This is a genomic window from Sporomusa sp., from assembly GCF_035561255.1.
In the GTDB taxonomy this organism is placed as follows: Bacteria; Bacillota; Negativicutes; order Sporomusales; family Sporomusaceae; genus Sporomusa.
Genome location: NZ_DATMXX010000341.1, coordinates 12,473 through 30,331, shown reverse-complemented (window position 1 = coordinate 30,331; position 17,859 = coordinate 12,473). Strand labels below are relative to the sequence as shown.

The 17,859-nt window shown below is 45.9% G+C and carries 20 protein-coding genes; 4 read left to right on the top strand and 16 right to left on the bottom strand.

Features of this window, described 5'->3' with window-relative positions; translation table 11 throughout:
• Positions 1-38: 38 nt before the first annotated feature.
• The 4 genes from VN379_RS19195 to VN379_RS19180 all read left to right on the top strand — a co-directional run bounded on the left by VN379_RS19195 (position 39) and on the right by VN379_RS19180 (position 2,799).
• Entirely contained in the window at positions 39-620 is a 582-nt protein-coding gene (locus VN379_RS19195; protein WP_325536791.1) for a hypothetical protein, read from the top strand.
• Positions 617-820 carry a 4Fe-4S binding protein gene (locus VN379_RS19190; RefSeq protein ID WP_325536789.1) on the top strand — a complete coding sequence of 68 codons (204 nt, stop codon included), beginning with the start codon at positions 617-619 and terminating at the stop codon, positions 818-820. Before VN379_RS19195 ends, VN379_RS19190 begins: the two co-directional genes overlap by 4 nt.
• Before the next feature lie 111 nt (positions 821-931).
• Positions 932-2,113, top strand: a complete 1,182-nt coding sequence (locus tag VN379_RS19185) for a HAMP domain-containing sensor histidine kinase (protein ID WP_325536787.1) — start codon at positions 932-934, stop codon at positions 2,111-2,113.
• Positions 2,110-2,799, top strand: coding sequence for a response regulator transcription factor (locus VN379_RS19180; RefSeq protein ID WP_325536785.1), 690 nt, complete (start codon positions 2,110-2,112; stop codon positions 2,797-2,799). The genes VN379_RS19185 and VN379_RS19180 overlap by 4 nt, the downstream gene beginning before the upstream one ends.
• Before the next feature lie 119 nt (positions 2,800-2,918).
• On the opposite strand, the gene VN379_RS19175 is transcribed toward VN379_RS19180, so the two are convergent.
• From VN379_RS19175 to VN379_RS19100, 16 genes are all read right to left on the bottom strand, one after another.
• Positions 2,919-3,515 carry a UbiX family flavin prenyltransferase gene (locus VN379_RS19175; RefSeq protein WP_325536783.1) on the bottom strand — a complete coding sequence of 199 codons (597 nt, stop codon included), beginning with the start codon at positions 3,513-3,515 and terminating at the stop codon, positions 2,919-2,921.
• A 44-nt stretch (positions 3,516-3,559) separates the two neighbouring features.
• The gene (locus VN379_RS19170) at positions 3,560-3,928 is read right to left on the bottom strand and encodes a hypothetical protein (protein ID WP_144351202.1); all 369 of its coding nucleotides are present in this window, start codon (positions 3,926-3,928) and stop codon (positions 3,560-3,562) included.
• 27 nt (positions 3,929-3,955) lie between these two features.
• A complete protein-coding gene (locus VN379_RS19165) occupies positions 3,956-4,159 on the bottom strand; it encodes a hypothetical protein (RefSeq protein ID WP_144351203.1) in 204 nt (67 codons plus the stop codon).
• 12 nt (positions 4,160-4,171) lie between these two features.
• The gene (locus VN379_RS19160; RefSeq protein ID WP_325536777.1) at positions 4,172-5,524 is read right to left on the bottom strand and encodes a UbiD family decarboxylase; all 1,353 of its coding nucleotides are present in this window, start codon (positions 5,522-5,524) and stop codon (positions 4,172-4,174) included.
• An 83-nt stretch (positions 5,525-5,607) separates the two neighbouring features.
• Entirely contained in the window at positions 5,608-6,588 is a 981-nt protein-coding gene (locus VN379_RS19155) for an ABC transporter substrate-binding protein (RefSeq protein WP_325536775.1), read from the bottom strand.
• Between the two features lie 28 nt (positions 6,589-6,616).
• The gene (locus VN379_RS19150) at positions 6,617-7,432 is read right to left on the bottom strand and encodes an ABC transporter permease (protein WP_325536773.1); all 816 of its coding nucleotides are present in this window, start codon (positions 7,430-7,432) and stop codon (positions 6,617-6,619) included.
• A gap of 22 nt (positions 7,433-7,454) precedes the next feature.
• Positions 7,455-8,228: an ABC transporter ATP-binding protein gene (locus tag VN379_RS19145; RefSeq protein ID WP_325536771.1), complete on the bottom strand. Its 774-nt coding sequence runs from the start codon at positions 8,226-8,228 to the stop codon at positions 7,455-7,457.
• 50 nt (positions 8,229-8,278) lie between these two features.
• Entirely contained in the window at positions 8,279-9,130 is an 852-nt protein-coding gene (locus tag VN379_RS19140; protein WP_325536769.1) for a nitroreductase family protein, read from the bottom strand.
• Between the two features lie 22 nt (positions 9,131-9,152).
• Positions 9,153-10,478 (bottom strand): amidohydrolase, encoded by a 1,326-nt coding sequence (locus VN379_RS19135; protein WP_325536767.1) that lies wholly within the window; start codon positions 10,476-10,478, stop codon positions 9,153-9,155.
• A 166-nt stretch (positions 10,479-10,644) separates the two neighbouring features.
• Positions 10,645-11,007: a 2Fe-2S iron-sulfur cluster-binding protein gene (locus tag VN379_RS19130; RefSeq protein WP_325536765.1), complete on the bottom strand. Its 363-nt coding sequence runs from the start codon at positions 11,005-11,007 to the stop codon at positions 10,645-10,647.
• A 13-nt stretch (positions 11,008-11,020) separates the two neighbouring features.
• On the bottom strand, positions 11,021-12,688 hold the full coding sequence (locus VN379_RS19125) for an FAD-dependent oxidoreductase (protein ID WP_325536763.1): 1,668 nt from the start codon (positions 12,686-12,688) through the stop codon (positions 11,021-11,023).
• The gene (locus VN379_RS19120) at positions 12,681-13,208 is read right to left on the bottom strand and encodes an L-2-amino-thiazoline-4-carboxylic acid hydrolase (RefSeq protein ID WP_325536761.1); all 528 of its coding nucleotides are present in this window, start codon (positions 13,206-13,208) and stop codon (positions 12,681-12,683) included. Before VN379_RS19120 ends, VN379_RS19125 begins: the two co-directional genes overlap by 8 nt.
• A gap of 55 nt (positions 13,209-13,263) precedes the next feature.
• Positions 13,264-14,037, bottom strand: coding sequence for an ABC transporter ATP-binding protein (locus tag VN379_RS19115; RefSeq protein WP_325536759.1), 774 nt, complete (start codon positions 14,035-14,037; stop codon positions 13,264-13,266).
• A 116-nt stretch (positions 14,038-14,153) separates the two neighbouring features.
• A complete protein-coding gene (locus tag VN379_RS19110; protein ID WP_325536757.1) occupies positions 14,154-15,149 on the bottom strand; it encodes an ABC transporter substrate-binding protein in 996 nt (331 codons plus the stop codon).
• A gap of 20 nt (positions 15,150-15,169) precedes the next feature.
• Positions 15,170-15,940 (bottom strand): ABC transporter permease, encoded by a 771-nt coding sequence (locus VN379_RS19105; protein WP_325536755.1) that lies wholly within the window; start codon positions 15,938-15,940, stop codon positions 15,170-15,172.
• Between the two features lie 84 nt (positions 15,941-16,024).
• Complete coding sequence (locus VN379_RS19100; protein ID WP_325536793.1) at positions 16,025-17,074, bottom strand: LacI family DNA-binding transcriptional regulator; 1,050 nt, start codon at positions 17,072-17,074, stop codon at positions 16,025-16,027.
• Positions 17,075-17,859 lie beyond the last annotated feature (785 nt).

Genomic DNA, 17,859 nt, shown 5'->3' with positions numbered 1-17,859 from the left:
ATAATAACCTCATCAAGAGTTAGGAGGTTATTTATTTTATGAACAAGATTAAAGTTTTGTATGATGTGGTTAAAGCAATGAAAAACAAAGAGGCTTTCAATGGGACTCTAACAGTACAGGTACACAAAGACGAGACTCAACTATTTTTGCTTCGAAATGAATTCGAATTCACCATACCTCACACGGGAGAATACCAACACCATGAATTCATCAAGCACCTGCACCCTTCTCATGCCGTCGAATGCCAAGGGCTAAAGGGCAAACTTTCGAGGCTCGCCTTTGCCTTGAGCATCTTAACCGCCTTACATGCCGAAGAGCAAGAGGGAAAAACCATCATATCGCTTAACGCCGATGATCTGCCTGAAGACACCAAAGCGCTGCTGCGCGAAAAAATGAGCCGGGCGGGTGCTTCACAGCGTCACGGACACGGCTTCTTAAAAGAGTTCAACGCGGCAGATCATCTCGATTTTGTAGTTAACATGTTCATCAATAAAATTTCCGAAGTCGAAAAAGTTGTGATCACCCTTGTTGGGACTCAAAAAGACGAGCAGAATGCGCCGCACGATCTGACGGTCCGGGCTGAATTGTCCTTGTCGGCCAAGCAGGGTGAAAACGCATGAATCTTAGGAAGGAATATTGTATCCACCCCGAACGTTGCATACGTTGCGATCGGTGCATGGCTATCTGCCCGGTAAAGGCGATTAAATTGGCTGAGACAAGTGCACTGCAGGTTGATAAATATTCTTGCCGGCGCTGCGGCGCCTGCAAGAAGGTCTGCAAGCAACGGGCCATAACGTCCCGTGTGCGCCTGCAGTTTTGATCAGAAAATGTATATAGGGATGTAGATCGCAGGATATTTTGCGTCCTACATCCCTATACAATATAATGATCTTATGAGCGACTACTACAGAAAAAATTGACAGGTGGTATTATGTTCAGACACAGGCGGCAACGCCATGCATATTTTGGCCCAAAAGAACAAAGTCGTCGCGGCGAATTTCCCGAAAAATTCCGGCAGCTGGATGATCTCCATAGACATTCCCATGATTTCCTGAGACACTACAGATATTTCCGCTACCTTCGCCCCACTGCCTTGTTGTTTACCCTGATCATCCTCTATTTATTATTTAGCTGGGTTGGCTTCAAAGGAATCGGCATTTTCTTTGCAGCTTTAATTATTATGAAAGAGATCGTCCAGTTTTTCTTCCTGTTGCGCTTGGATAAAAGAATATTCAAGCCCATGGAAAACTTAAAACAAGGGCTGGATGAAGTCGCCAAGGGGAACTACGACATAAAGATTGCGTACGATAAGCCAAACGATCTCGACTTTTTGATCGAGTCTTTCAATGAAATGACCGCAAAATTGTCGGAAAGTGAAAAGCTGCAGGCTGAATACGAAGAAAATCGGAAGGCGCTTATCGCCAATATATCCCACGACTTGAAGACACCAATAACCGCAATCCAAGGCTATATAGAAGCATTATTGGACGGAACGGCCACCTCGGCGGAACATAAAAACAAATACTTGAAAACAATCCACCAGAATAGTATTTACGTGAATAAACTGATTGATGACCTCTTCTTATTCTCGAAATTGGATATGCAGAAACTGGATTTTCACTATGAAGATATCCATATCCGGGCATTTATGGATGATCTCATGGAGGAATACAGGTTCGACCTGGAAGAACGAAATATTCGAGCGGAGTATACCGTGCAGTTAGCTGCTGATTATTGTATAAAGTTTGACGGCAAAAGATTCCACCAAGCGTTTAACAACCTCATAAGCAATGCCGTACAACATGGACCTGAAACTGATTTGTCCATACAGGTTAAGCTCTATCGGCAGAATGATTTTGTCTGCCTTGACGTCCAAGACAACGGACTGGGTATTCCTGAAGATAAACTTCCATTTATCTTTGACCGGTTTTACCGCATTGAAACGGAACGCCCCAAAGGCTTTTCTTGCACAGGCTTGGGACTAGCGATCGCTAAGGAACTCGTGGAGGCTCAAGGAGGAAAGATTACCGTTTCCAGCATCAAAAACGAAGGCACCTGTTTTACCATTATGCTCCCGATTTTACGTAACAGTGAAGGTGAGGATTATCAATGAAACGCATCCTGATTATTGAAGACGACATGGATATCGCTGAACTTGAACGAGATTATCTGCAATTAAACGGCTATAAAGCGGACATCGCTGGCGACGGGTTGCAGGGACTAAAAAAGGCCGTTTCGGGTATGTACGACGTTGTTATCGTGGATCTGATGCTCCCGCATAAAGACGGCTACGAAATCATCAAAGAAATCAGGAAAAATCAGGAGATACCGATCATTGTTGTATCGGCCAAAGATGAAGATATCGCTAAGATCAGAGGCTTAGATTTCGGGGCGGATGATTATTTAACCAAACCCTTCAGCCCGGCTGAACTTACGGCTAGGGTCAAAGCCCATGTTAAGAGATATGAACGGCTCAAAGGCCATATAGCTGCCCTAGAAGTAATACAACATAGAGGGTTGGAAATCAACACGGCAGCGCATAAGGTTTTTATGAACGGGGAAGAAATTCAATTGACAACAAAAGAATACGAGCTTTTAGTTTTTCTTGCCTCGAATCCAAACATCCTTTTTAGCAAAGAGCATATCTTTAATACCCTATGGAGTGACGAGTATTCTGGCGATACCGCAACTGTCGCTGTCCATATACAAAAAATACGAAAAAAAGTTGAAAAAGACCCTTCGAATCCTGAGTACATTGAAACAATATGGGGATCGGGCTATAGATTCAATTCAGTATAAAAGTGTTATTATTGCATCTCACCTTTCTTGTCGTTTGGTCGACTTACACAGTGTGATTGTTGCTGCCAACCCATAGTGTCCAGAAAAATGGCGGTTTGGAGGGCCTTCCTCCAAATATATTAAAATAGCTTTATACTGGGACAAGGAACCTGTCTCCCCGTCCCATGCTCCTGCCAACGTTGTCCTATACTATGTTCAACGTTAAATTGATCAAGTATACGGCTGATCATTCCGTCTACAATATCTTCAATTTTTGTTGGGCGGTTGTAGAACCCAGGTGACGCTGGCATGATGCAGACGCCAGCTCTGGCCAATTTGCACATATTCTCCAGATTGATAAGACTGAGCGGTGTTTCTCTAACCACCAGCAGCAGTTTACGGCTTTCCTTAAGGGTTACGGAAGCAGCCCGCAGCAAGAGCGTATCGCCTACTCCATTGGCAATCGCCCCCATGGTATTCACCGAACAAGGCACAATGATCATGCCGTCCCATTTCTGTGAGCCGCTGGCTACAGGCGCAAACAGGTCACTATTATTATAAATTGTATATTTCTTGGCAAATTCTGTCGATGTGATACCGCACTCATATTCCATCACCTTTTGTCCCATGTTGCTCATGATAACTGCTATATCTATTGAAAGATCATGTAATGCCGCTAAAAGTGATTGTGCATAGATTGATCCGCTTGCGCCGGTTATTCCAACAATTAGTTTCATTAGATAGTACGGCTCCCTTCCCCTATAGCAACTGCTTCATCATCTTATATACGTATCTTTTCCAGGAACTCTGTCTGAGTTTCTTCCACGAGCTTTTTTATACGCTGCACTGCTTCTGCCGATATTTGATCATAATGAATGCCACAACTGACAACCACTGACTGATTCAGTTCTTTAGCAAAAAACAGAGCAGCCGGTCTGGCAATTTCGTCATCCATATGCCCGGTGACACTTAATACCGATGCAGATGCGCTGATTTTTCCTGAACCGGATAAGCTAAGACGGGGAATAGCCAGGGCAACAGCTCCCAAATGGGCTGCACCTCCGGTAATAACTATGTTCCATTGACTGCCCATCGCGATCGCCTGCAAGCTTATATTTATGTCGCCCTGTGTTTTATTGATTTCAATCATGGACCGCCTCGCCTCATTCTCAAAGCATTAGTCTTTAACAGCATCTATACCATTAATTAAATAATGACCTTCCTCGTTGCGTTGCAAAATATTCTTCTCCCGAATGATTGCCCAGGCTAACAGTATATTTCTATAAGGATTAGTCTTAAATTTTCTGAGAACATCGGCAAAAAAGCGCGGTTCTGCTGTAATATAAGTTTCAATTTCCCTGGATAATGCTGTGATTTCCATCTCTACTCCCCCTTAGTCCAGATAATCTGACAGATGTACATTGTCAGGATTGAAATATTGAAGACGCTCGTAAGCCTTGCGCGGAATACCGACCGGAATGGTAGCATCAATTCCCATTTTACTGGTAGTCGGCATTTGCCCTTTGGGCAATTCGGAAGAGCGAACTGAAGGATCGACATGCTTTGCCTGCAAATTGCTTACAATTAAAACATCTTTATCGGCTTGCATTCTTAATGCCACAGCCCAGCGAACCTGTTCATCGTCATAAATATCAATGTCATCATCCACTACGGTAATTAGTTTAACCCCCATCATGGCCATGAGAGCCGTGATGGCCGCTTTGCCTTCACCCGGTTTGGGGTTGTCAAGAGCTACAATGAGTTCAAAGAAGTTGCAGGAACCTACCGTCGTACGAATAGCTTTAGGGCGCAGTCGCACTGCCTTTAAAATATTATAGGCCTGCAATTCACGGTTTGGCGCCCCAAGGCCGTATACCTCCCAGGGCATAATTAAGGAGTGAAAGATGGCATCTTTACGCCGGGTAATAGTCTTTACTTTCACAACCGGATTCTTTTTTACATCACCGGAAATTCCATGAAATTCTCCATAACGCCCTTCATCGGTTGTCCAGCCGGTCGGCAGAACCTCGCACTCCAGCACGATTTCGGCATTAGCCGGCACTTCCACATCAATCGTTTCGCAAGGAATCATTTCTACCGGCTCTTTTCGTAAACCACCGGCAATAGTCATTTCGTACAGACCAGTAGCCGCGCTGCAATCAGCCGCCAAAAGTTCAATGGGATGCAAACCAATAGCCACAGCCATTTCCAAAGGTTTTCCCTTTTCATAGGCATCAGAGTAAAACAAACGGATATCATTGGGAGAATTAAAATCCACCCCCATAGTATTTTGGGTACGGAACATGTGCCGGTAAATGCCGGCATCTTTTCCCCAGGTTTCATGAACAGCAAATTGCACACCCGAACCGATATAAGGACCGCCATCTTTTTCATGCTGCATAATTTGTGGCAGTAACGTCAAATCAATATCTTTTTCACCAATAATAATTTCCTTGAGAGGAGCATCTTTTACGATCACTGTTTCCACCGGATTTTGTATGGCATTCGATAAACGCTGTGCAATTTCATCATGACGGCACTCCAGGCCTAAGGCTATTTTGCGTGTATCGCGGACCAGGCCGCCGACGATCGGCATATCATATCCGTCCACATCCCGGAGCAAAACAGCTTTATTCGAATCGCTGATTAAGGCCGATACATGCAGCGGATTAACTTTTTTATTGACTACAACCAATTCCTCATTTTGTTCAAGAATCCTGAGAAAATCTCTTAAACCTTTTTGCATAATCTTTCCCTCCAAGAACCGATTATTGACAGATTATCCCTGTAGGCCCGCTGCCGCAAAGGTGCAGGCCTTGCTGTGATTATTTACGGAAGGTACGAAAGATCTACCCCTTGTTCAAAGCTGATTTCTTTAGAAATAATTTTGGCAGCTATCTGCGTCTGCAGTACTTGATTGGTACCTGCCTTTGTTACCTTTAGATTGGCAGGCACTCTTTTGAAAATATTTACGACCGCACTGGTAAGCACTTTATCATCCAGATCTGGATACCAGGCTTTTAACGCTTTGGTGGCATAGGAAGGGTCAGCAATGGATTTTTCCGCCGTTTTTTTCGTCACAGACAAAAACAACTTTAAGGTTTCCGCATTGTTTTTCGCCCATTCCGGTTTACCGATCAGCACCAGCCCGGCTGTATCAAAAGTCGGATCCACAAACACTTTATAGTTGCCGGTAGCCGTCATAGCGGAGGCGGTAGGTTCTGAGACCATGCCTGCAGCTATTTTCCCCGATTCCAGCGCAGCCGACATGGTGGCACCGGTACCGGCATTGACGATTTGCACATCTTTAACAGTGTCAATCTTGTTTTCTCTTAATATTTCTTTGAGGGTGGTATCAGATAGGCTGCCGGCCTTGGTTACCCCTAACACCTTGCCTTTTACATCAGCCACTTGCTGTAGTGGTGAATCCCTGTGAACCAATAACTGATAACTGGATCCATTGTTTAAGAGCGCAAAGGCTTTGACACCCAAGCCGTTATTGATCTGATTGAGCACATGTTCATAGCCGCCCTGGAATACATCCAGGCTGCCGCCTACCAACGCCTGTGCGGCATCGGCCCCGGAGTTAAAGGATACAAATTCCACATCAAGCCCGGCTGCTTTGTAGGAACCATCATTAATGGCTACTCCTACCGGTCCGATTGTCTGACCCACCATGCCGATTTTAATTGTTTTGCGCGGTGTACTGGCGTTTGCCGGGTTTGAAGGCTTTTCGCTGCCGCACGCTGCCACCATCATGGTCAGCACAACCGCAAGTATTATGGTAATTATTTTGTTTAGGTTTTTCATAGTTTCTCCTCACCTTTCAGCATTTGTATTATTCATTCGGTATGCGATACTTAAAGATACTTTTTTCAATCAATACAATAATCTGATCCAGTATAACCGCCACGATCATAATAACAAACAACCCGGCAAAAATGCCTGTGGTATCAATCAAGGCCGAGGCATAGTTGATATAGTAGCCGACACCACGATTGGCCCCTACCATTTCGGCAATCACTGCCCCGATAGCCGAAGTGCCGATACCCAGTCTCAAGCTGTTCATAACCCAGGGAGCGATAGACGGCAAAATTAGCCACCGGAGTTTTTGCATTCTGGTTGCCTTATAAGAATTCATCATTTGGATAAGATCGTTATCAATATTACGTATGCCCTCATAGGCATTATAGTAGGCAACAAACACCACCATCATAACTACCATGAGAATTTTTGAATACAGACCAATCCCAAACCAAACCACAAATAACGGTGCCAGCGCCGCCCGCGGCAAACTGGATAAGGCCATAATATACGGCGAAAAATAATGCTGTACTTTGCCACTGTTTGCCATTACTATTCCCAAAGCAGCCCCCACTACCATGCCGACAATCAAACCAATCAGCATTTCTTCCAGCGTGATACTAAGATGAAACCACAAACTGCCATCCATGGTCATTTTAATTAGCCGCTTAATAATCAAAGACGGCTGACTGATCCAAGTCTCTTTAATAACACTGCCGGAAAGTCCCTGCCACAGGCTTAAAACAATCACCCCGGTTAAAATTCTCCCCAAAATAATTTGCTGTTGAGCTGAAACTTTGGTTTTTTTCACTGTTTTTGTTTTTTGTTGTTCTGACAATACCTCTTCCATAAACATCACCACCTTACTTATGTCACGCTTCCGTCGCAATCTGGTCCCAGATTTCCTTCTGCAGTTCCTTAAAACGTGCATCAAACCGCGCATCATAATAGGGACGCGGCCGTTCAATGTCGATGGTAAACTCAGCTTTTATTCTGCCGGGCCGCTTGCTCATTACAATAACCCGGTCGGAAAGCACAATAGCTTCCTCGATATCATGAGTTACAAACAGTACACTCTTGCCTACCTTTTCCCACATTTTTAAAAAGGCACTGCCAATTTTAACTCTGGTCTGCGCATCCAAGGGGCCAAACGGTTCATCCATAAGATAAAGATCAGGATCATAGGCAAAGGAACGCGCCAAGGCTACCCTTTTTCTCATTCCGCCTGAAAGCTGCTGAGGATAATACTGTTCAAAGTTTTTTAGCCCTACCGAGGCCAGCAAATTTACCGCTTGGACCGTTTGCTCCTTTATATTCAGCCCCTTTACCTCCAGCGGTAACCGCACATTATCTACAACGGTTTTCCATGGCAGCAAGGCATCATTTTGAAAGACAAACCCCACTGAGTCAGGCACACCCTGGACGGCCCTGCCATCCAGCAATATTTCACCACTCTCCGCCTTTAACAAACCTGAAACTGCTTTGAGCAAAGTGGATTTACCGCAGCCACTTGGACCGACGATCGAGACAAATTCGCCATCCTGCACCGTCAAACTAATATCATCAATGGCCAGAGTGCTGTGTTCCTTGGTAATATAGCGTATCTTTAGATTATTAATAGTCAGTTTAGGTATCTCATTGCCCATATTTTCACTCCCTTTAAAATCCGCCTATATTCCCGTGCTCATACCGTCTCTTATAATTCGGTCAATAGCGCCTCTTCTACAGAAATTCGCTGTGGCGGATAGGGCGTCTGATCTGGCCAGCCGACATCGACATACGTAACCACACTGAGGTATGCGGGTAAATCAAAATGGTTTCTTAAACGTTCTCTCATTGCCTCAGTAAAGGTAAGCCATACCCCTCCCAGGCCATAAGCATGAGCTGCCAGCACAATATTCTGCGCAGCCGCGCCGCAATCCAAGAGACGATTGCGCACCGGATTTAATGGGTTAGCGGCATAGACCCGTTCATCCTGTAACAGTACAAGATGTACCGGACCTCCGGGTATATCCGCTCCTACAAATAAGCCGGGCATCTTTTCTTCCCGCACAACCAGATAGCGGATGGATTGCAGATTGCAGGAATGAGCCGCCCACAGCCCGGTTTCCAGTACCTTTCGTACTACCTCTTCCGGCACACGTTCCGCTGCCCAATGGCGAACCGAACGTCTTTCATAAATGACCTGATCAAACAGCGTTTGTTCTCCCGGGGTGAGAATATGCCACTGCCAGTCTGATAAATTGAGCTCCTGTCCTGCAAGGAGAAGTTTGGCAAAACCGAGAAGTTTTTGTGCATAAACATAATCGGGTAATGCATGAGACAAACCTCTTTTATCCCATAAGGCAAGCAAACGCAACGCGGTCTCTGTCTGCTTGTCATGTAACGTTTTTTTGTAATAGGCAGCATGATAAACCTGGATTTCCATAGTATGATGCAGGCGTTCCCGAAAGCGGGCCCGAAATTCAGTTTCCGCCAGAGAGAGGTATTCAGCATCGGAAAGATTAAACTTTTTTTGAATTTCTTCAATATTTTCTTTAGTAGACATTATCGCTTCACTCCTTTGTGCTTCACTCATCCTTATAGTTCTTGTTTTCCGTACGAATCAGGTCTTCCATAAAGTCAATATACTGTTCCCGGGTATATTTAGGCCGGTATTGCCCGGTAAGTTCCCTGGCCTTGGCGGCATTATCCCGGAGCAGTTTATAGGCTGCCAGGGCAAAAATCTTGGCTGTGGTGATATACGCGGCTTCCTCATCCACTATGGCAAATTTATCGGTATGAGCCCCGCCGGCAACCCCGCCGGTGTAAAAGCCCAGTACAGGCAAAACATGTTCTAAATCTCCGACATCGGTTGAACTGGTTTTATGAGAGGCCGGATCGGCTTCATGGATAACAGCCTGCGGCGCTGCCTCTCGTGCTGCTTCTATTAGGATCGTACTGGCCGGCTGCGGCAACCGTGGTAAATATCCCGGCATAGTGGCAATCTCAATGGCTGCACCAATGGCTTGGGCACCGGCTTTAAACGCGCGGTCAGTCTTTTTTTCGGCATCAAGAATGGCTTCCACATTCCTGGCCCTGACAAGGGTTTCAATCACTACTTCATTGGGGACCACATTCACCAGATTTCCCCCTTTAGTCACAATAGGGTGTACCCTAACCGCATCCTGATCCCGAAAGGTTTCCCGCTGAAAAGCCAGGGCCGCCAGACCAAGGGAAGCAGCATTTAAGGCATTAATACCCTTCTCGGGTGCTGCGGCAGCATGTGCTTCTTTCCCTGAATAACGGACAACTTTAGAAACAAAACCGTTTGATGAACCGCTGCCGATTGAAATGCCGTCCTCCCCGGAATGATTGACAATCGCCAGATCTACATCATCAAATGCGCCAACCCTGATAAGCTCGCATTTGCCACCACCATACCTGATCTTGCCTTCTTCCTTAAGCTGATTCTTAAATTCAATTTCACCGTATTCCTCTGCTGGTACGGCAAAGAAGATGACCTCACCGCCGAGAGCTGCGGCTATCTCCGGATTGCTTAAGGCTAAAGCCGCTCCGACAACTCCGGTCAACTGGACATTGTGACCGCAGCAATGAGCTGCCCCGGTTTCAGAATTAGCAAAAGGATGGGAGGGTATTTTCAGAGCATCCAGTTCACCAATCAACGCCAGTGATACTTCCTGACGGCCTCCTTTCAAATATCCCTTGACGCCGGTAATTGCTAACCCTTCCTCGGTCTGTAGATTGAGTTCCTTGAGAACTCCCGCGAATTTGGCAGCAGTACGGAACTCCTTATATCCCAGCTCGGCATGAGTATAAATATCCCGGCCAAAAGAAATTATTTTTTCCTTGTTCTGATCAATGATTGCAATAATCCGTTGCTCTATCCTATCCATAACATATCCTCCTGTTGTGATGGTCTTTAAATGACAAAAAGGCCCACTTCTCCGCCTGAGAAATGCAGCCTTTGGTTATTTCCAATCAGCTATGCACGCTGTCCTTTTTGTATCAAATCAATCGTTTTTTCTCAGGCCTCTGCTTTTTGTCAGTCAGCCTCTAAAATTAACGGGCAATTGTAAAAACGTTGCCTGTTTCCGGTGCCTTCCGTTCAGCCCCAAAGTCAACCACTAAATCGCGGATAACCGGATACTTTCTGGCTGGTTCCACTAAATATTCCCGGCCCGGCTCCAAAACAACATGGCACGATTTTTTGACCACCCCATCCACAGTCATCAGACAACTGCCACACAAACCGCGTCCACAAAAGTAGTCACGAAAGCCCAGTGTAGGATCAATGGTCTCGTAAACCTTTTTTACTGCCATCAGCAGTGTCAGCCCCTCAGCCCCTGGCAATACATAGGTCGTATAGTAAGGCAGAGAATCGGTTTCCGGATTAAAGCGAAATATTCTTAAGCGAATGTCCATAATATACCTCCAATTAGAGCTTGGTTACGGGAATAGCGGTGACTTTGGGCTCACCTTGCTGTTGCGAAATTAAAGTATGCTGCCCCTCGGCTTCGGTTTGGGGATAATCGGTCCGGAAATGATGCCCGCGCGTTTCTTGCCGCGCGAGAGCCGATAAAATGACGATTTCCGCCAGCGCCAGCATGCCCCTCACTTCATAAGCTTCCTGGACCTCATAACAGTAACGCTTGTGGGGAACAACCTTAAGAAAAGATAAAGTTTTCCGCAAATCACGGACTTTTCTTAGCCCGGTGTTCAGGCTTTCTTCATTTCGTTCCAGGCCCACATATTGATCCATAATCGTTTTGAGCCGGGATTTTAAAGCAATCGGCCGGACCGCATACTCTTTGTCCTGCTTCCATTTGTCAATCTGACGATACTCTGTCAGCACTTCCTGCTCAGCCGCAACCACTAAAAAATCAACCTTGGCCGCGAACTGACAAGCACTCAGAGCTGCCCGGCGGCCGAATACCTGGGTTTCAGACAATGCATTGCCGGATATGCGGTTGGCACCATGTACATTACCGGTAATTTCCCCGGCGGCAAATAAGCCCGGCACATTGGTCCGGCCGTGTTCGTCAATTTTTATCCCGCCCAGGCAATAATGGGCCGCAGGCGCCATTTCCAGCTTGTCTTTTCTAAGATCGATACCGACATTAAGCAGGTTGCCAAATTGATGCAGCCAGGCTGTAATTCTTTCCGTGAGCACCGCCGGCGGATATTTAGAATGCGTCAAATCGACAAAGAAACCGCCATGAGGGCTGGCGGTACCCTTTTTCACCTCTTCGCGTATGGCTTTTATAAATTCATCCCTGGCGGGAAAACCCTCAACAAACACTTCTTCCTGGCCGTTCAGTACCCGGCCGTCCAAAATATCCGGGTTCAATATGTATTCATACTGTACCAGCCAGCCGCGGGCCGCCGGCGGATATACAACCACCCCGGGATAATAAAGTACCATTTCCAGATCGACAAGCTGCGCACCCACTTGATAAACCATAGCCAACGTTTCACCGGTTGCGTCAGGTGGGGTATCCGTAAAGGGCCACAGCTCCTCATAGCCTCCTGTTGCCAAAAGCGTGGCCTTAGCCTGAATCACTTGGATTTCTCCACTGTTTGTATTTAAATACACCACGCCGATCACCCGGCCATCCCGGACCAGAAAACGCGTAACAACAGCACTGTCGATAATAAATACATTGGGTAGCTGAGCTACCTTTTTATGGAGACTGGCAGCCAGCCCCCAGCCTCCGCCCATAATAAACAAATTGCGGGAGTGGCTTTGCCCCGGACGGACGGAGGTTGCAAAAGTCCCATCGTCCTTCTTCTTGAATTTAGCCCCATAGGCCTCCAGTTCTTTGATCCGCTCCACCGAATCTTCGGCCAAAGCTCTGGCCAGGTCCTGATCCGCCAGACCCCGTCCTGCCGTGACGGTATCCTTAAAATGCATTTCTACCGAATCACCGGCATTAACGGCCCCTTCAATCCCTTCGCCCGCAACCGGGGTAATCCCGGTTTTGGCTAAAGGCCCTTTACTGAGAAGGACAACCTGCCGCCCCTGTTCGGCTGCCGCAATCGCAGCCTTAATGCCGGCACCGCCACCGCCAATGACTAAAATATCGGTTTTCTTCGTCTCAAACATGACCGTCCTCCGCTATCTGTTTATCATTTTTCTGCCATTGCACAACCGTATGACAATGGGCGTCTCCGTTTAACACATTGGTGAATTGCTGCAAATCAAAGTCCTTATTGTAGCCCTTACGCATACACAGATCCTGCTCGCAATAGATAAGCCCCAGTTTTTCACCGCCCATTTCTTTCCATTGTTCGGCAAAAGGGCAATAAACCACCTGTTTCTCCAGATAATTCTCTTCCACCCTGATTTTTTCCGAAACCCAGGCTAAAGGTAGCGGCAGGTCGTAATACCGGGACAGGTTCTCGACCGTCAAAGGGAGTCCTGCACCCATAACCTCTTTATGAATCCTGCACCCCCGGGCCTCCCCATATTTATGAATCGCCCGCCGCACAGCCGCTTCACCTTCAACACCGAATTGAGCCGTCACTTCACTGCCCATGTAATAGTACAGCATGGCCAGGGTACGTGCCATTGTATCGACAATGTCCCTGACCTCAGACTGGGTAAATGTTTTTTCTGCCGGCATTACCTCACAACTCCTTTCTCTATCCGGTTCATTGTCAACTGACTTTGCCTATTAATTATAGGATATATTCGAGATCGGCATCGGTTTTAACATCATAAATCGACATATAAATTTCATTTTGCATGTTAAGTAACCCGGTGTCATCGCGCCGCCGCGGGCGCGTATTCTTAATAGCAAAATTTCTTTTAATTTTGCCAGGCCGCGGGGTAAACAGCACCACTCTGTCGGCCAGGAAAACGGCTTCTGAAACATCATGGGTAACAAACACAACGGTTTTTTTCTCTGCCTGCCAAATATCCAAAAGATCATTCTGGAGTTGCAGGCGTGTCAAATGATCAACAGCGCCAAACGGTTCATCCATTAACAGCACCTCAGGATTATTGACCAATGCCCGGGCTATACCGGCCCGTTGCCGCATACCGCCGGACAGCTGATGAGGATATTTGTTCTCAAAGCCCTGCAAACCCACCATCGCCAGATATTTCTCAGCCCGGGCTTTACGCTCAGTCTTGGCGATCCCTTTAATTTCCAAACCCAGCGCCACATTATCGGCAATCGTCCGCCAGGGGTACAGGGAAGGATCCTGAAATACAAAGCCTAATTTAGGATTGGGTGTTTGCAGCTTCTCCTGATTAAAAAAGATTTCACCGCTGGTCGGCTGCTGTAAGCCGGCCAAAATCTCAAGAAGCGTACTTTTGCCGCAGCCACTTGGTCCCAGGATACAGAGAAACTCTCCGTCCCGGATGGTTAAATTAATTTCCTCTAAACTCTTGGTGGCAGAAGGGCCGGGATATACCTTGGAAACCTGCCTGATAACAAACTCAGCCATATTGTTCTCCTCTGCTAGTGTCTTGGCCATGTTATAATTTAGTTTTAGGGCTGACGCCGCCATTTGCCATTTTGGCCGTCATCAAACTTAAAAGATAATGTGGTCAAGACACTAGGTTATTTTTGTGGAATAAACCTTACATCCAAAATCTTACTAAGATCGTAAATCTTCTCCTGGAAGCCTTGTTCAAGCTGGATCCTCTGTGTATCATGCAGGGAGTCTGCATTGACAGCAGGATTGTTTTCCCATAAAACACTTTCTCTTTTTAATGCAGCTGCCAATACAGCCCTGTCGATTTTGACACTTTTCATCGCATAATCTAAATACTCATCCTGATGATTCTTGGCATATTCCTGTGATTTTAAATAAGCACGAATCATTTTTTCTACTAACTCAGGCTGCTTATTGATAAATTGACTGCTGGCGGTCAGCACACCGGTATGAAAATTTGGCAGATAATCCCAGCCCCGGGCCAAAAGCTGGGCTTTGCCTGTAGTTTCGCCCAAAGTTACAAATGGCTCATGAATAATGGTGGCATCCACTTGACCTGACTCCAGGCTGGCAAACGCCTGATTATGACTGCCGTTGGCAATAAAGGTCACATCATTTGGAGTCAGACCATGTTTTTGCAAAATGACCCGGGTATATACTTCCAGGCCTGTACCAAAACCGGAGATGCCTATCTTCTTGCCCCTGAGATCTTCAATCTTCTTAATTTCCGGCTTACTGATCAGATAAAAAGGTCCTTTGGTTCTAAATGCCGAAGCAACAATTTTAACCGGGGCCCCCCGGCCGGCAGCAATAATGGCATTAGTAGTCGGCGAATCGGCAAAATCAACATCCCCGCTGGCCAGCCCGGAAATGGAATCTTTCATCTCAATTAGTTCAACATCGATCCCTTCTTCGGCAAAAAAACCTTTATCCTTACCCATACGCGCCGCTAAGCCGTTTAACCCCGTATAGGGAGCGTATCTCACTTTAACCAGGGCCGGTTTACTGTCTGCAGGCGCTTCAGCCGGCTTCACCGGGCCGCCGCAGCCGCTCACCAGCGCCATTATGAGTAAACTCGCCAGACCAAGCAATAGACCCCGGTATTTAATAAACTCTGTCATTGTTTGCATCTCCTTTAGTTTCATAATGATTTCCATTTTAAAAACACTTTTTTCTCCAGAAAATCAATAGCGGCAATAATCAATACCGAAACAACGGTAACGATAACAATAATGGCAAAAACCTGAGCCGTATTATATAGTTGGGTGGCTTTCACCAGAATATTGCCCAATCCTTCCTTCGAGGCTAACATCTCACCAAACAAAGCGCCTACCAGACCTGTACCGGCAGCCACCCTCATACCGGCAAAAATAGTGGGCATTGCCGAGGGTAAAATAACCTTTTTGATAATTTGGTTTTGGGTGGCTCCCAGTACGCGCGCCACCTTAATATGATTTTCCGCCGTATGTTTTATGCCGGTAATGGTATTGAACAATATCGGAAAAAAACTAAAAACAAAAACAACAACCATCTTATTTACCATGCCAATGCCCAGCCACAAAGTCATCAGCGGAATGATGGTAACCTTGGGTATAGCCATCAGCGCTGATAAAAACGGTTTAAAGAAACTCTCGGCGTAAGGGGTTAACACCAAAAACAACCCAATGCCGACAGCCAAAATCGTTGCTGCAGCGTAACCAAATGCAAATTCGGTTAACGTTACATATAGATGAGTAAAAATCAGATTTTGTTGAAATAAACCGTTAAATTCACCGATAACCTGCGATGGTGGTGCCAAATACAGATTGCTCACCATCCCCCGCTGGACAATAAACTCACTGATTATCAGAAGCACTGCCAATAGCACGGCCTGGCCGGAAATAAGCTTCCAGGCGGAAATGCCTTTACTCATATCTATCCTCCTTTACCGGCAGCTTTATTTCACTGCCGTCTATTTCTTTGCCCTTTATGTTACCGGTAACATAAAGGACAAAGTTTAACTCCCGGCTGCCACGGTCGATGCCCTGACAAGCATTTCTCCTTTTAAACTGATTTCACTAAAGGAGCTTCCTGGCGAACAGTCATTAATACGCAAGAATAAAAGTTCGGCAGCTTTATGCCCCAGGTCAAAAGCCGGAATAATATTACAGGTAAGCTGGGGCACAATCAGGTAATCTACTTCAGCAAAGGAATCAAAGGAGACCAGTGCCAGTTGCCGGGGGATCTCCACGTGTTTATGCCGGCAGTACAATAAGGTGCCTCCCGCAAATTTGTTCACCGTAGTAAAAATGGCGGTCGGAGGCTGCGGCTGCTCCAGTAAATTCCTGGCACAGTCATAACCGACAAGTTCATCAACAACTGTGCTGGTTTGCAGCAAACTTTCCTCATAGGGGATGCGCGCTTCAGCCAATGCCTTTTGGTAGCCGTCCAGGCGCTGATTGTTAAGGTCAACCTGGCGGCAAATAACACCGATGCGTCTGTGGCCAAGCTCAGTCAAATGCTTAATCAACTGATAGCTGCCATAAAAATCATCAAACGTTACACAATCGGCCGCGATTCCTTCAGCCTTCCGGGCCACAAATACTAATGGTATATTTTTCCTTTTAACTTCCTTTAGATGTTCAGTCCCCAAACAACTCGGCGCAATGATAATGCCATCAACCAATTTGTCCACCAGGGTGTGCACATACTCCTGTTCGCGTTCCAGCGAATAACCTGTATTGCAAACAATTAAGTTATAGCCATGTTCAAAGGCCAGCGCTTCTACCCCTTTGATAATCAGAGTATACAGAGGGTTCGAAATATCGCTCAGAATAAGGGCGATATTCTTCGTAGTTCCTGTTGTAAGACTGCGGGCGATACGATTGGGACGATACTGGAGTTGATTAATAGCCTCTTGAATTTTCAATCTGATTTGTTCGCTTACATAACCGGAACCATTGATATAGCGTGATACCGTCATGCGCGACACCCCAGCCAAAGCAGCTACTTCGTGCAAGGTAGGAATAAAATCACCTCTTTGGAAAATATATGTGAACGGTAACATATAATAAAACAAAAAAGCTAAGTTTCTCCTCCAGGAAAAACTTAGCCTTCATTTAGTATGATCAGCTAAAGTATCATCTGTTTATTCTATTGCTCCATCCAAAATATGTACTTATATTAACAGAGTTTTTATGAATTGTAAAGACCTTCTCATATTTTTGTTGAAGAATCTCGAATATCAAGGGCCAGGTCCATTGTCCCTCAATATTCGGTCGATTACACAGTTCGGCGGCCAGTTATACTGCCACTTGTCTTATAATAATACCCGTCATCATCTTCTTTTCTCAAATAAATCATTCATGGTGTTCTTTTTCAAACCTTTGGAGTTCACTTACATTTGCAATTCATATTTCATTTAATCACCTGATTACGTTCTCATCCGAACCTAGAGTTGACTCCAAGTCGAGGACAACTTAATACAGTCTCTCCTACATAATAACCAGACAAATGTCTCCAGCACCATATGAAGCGTATGGGGGTCAGGTTAAAGGACTTGTAATCGGTGTAAGCAAAGGGGCGCTCTTTTGCTTACTTTATCCTAATCCAGTAAATACTGACAGGATTCCTTCAGATTCCATCTGACGCCGGACACCCTTGCCTTTAGTTATGCGCTCTGGCACTATCTACCTGCGTTTAGGACTTCAACAGTTAAACTGCATCCCAAAAACGCCCACAACCCTAATGATTGCAAGGATTGATAGGCGTTTTATGCTGCAAATTATTGACGTTCTGCCACTGCCTGCATACCAACTGAAAATAGGCATTTGTCATACCGGCAAACCTCAT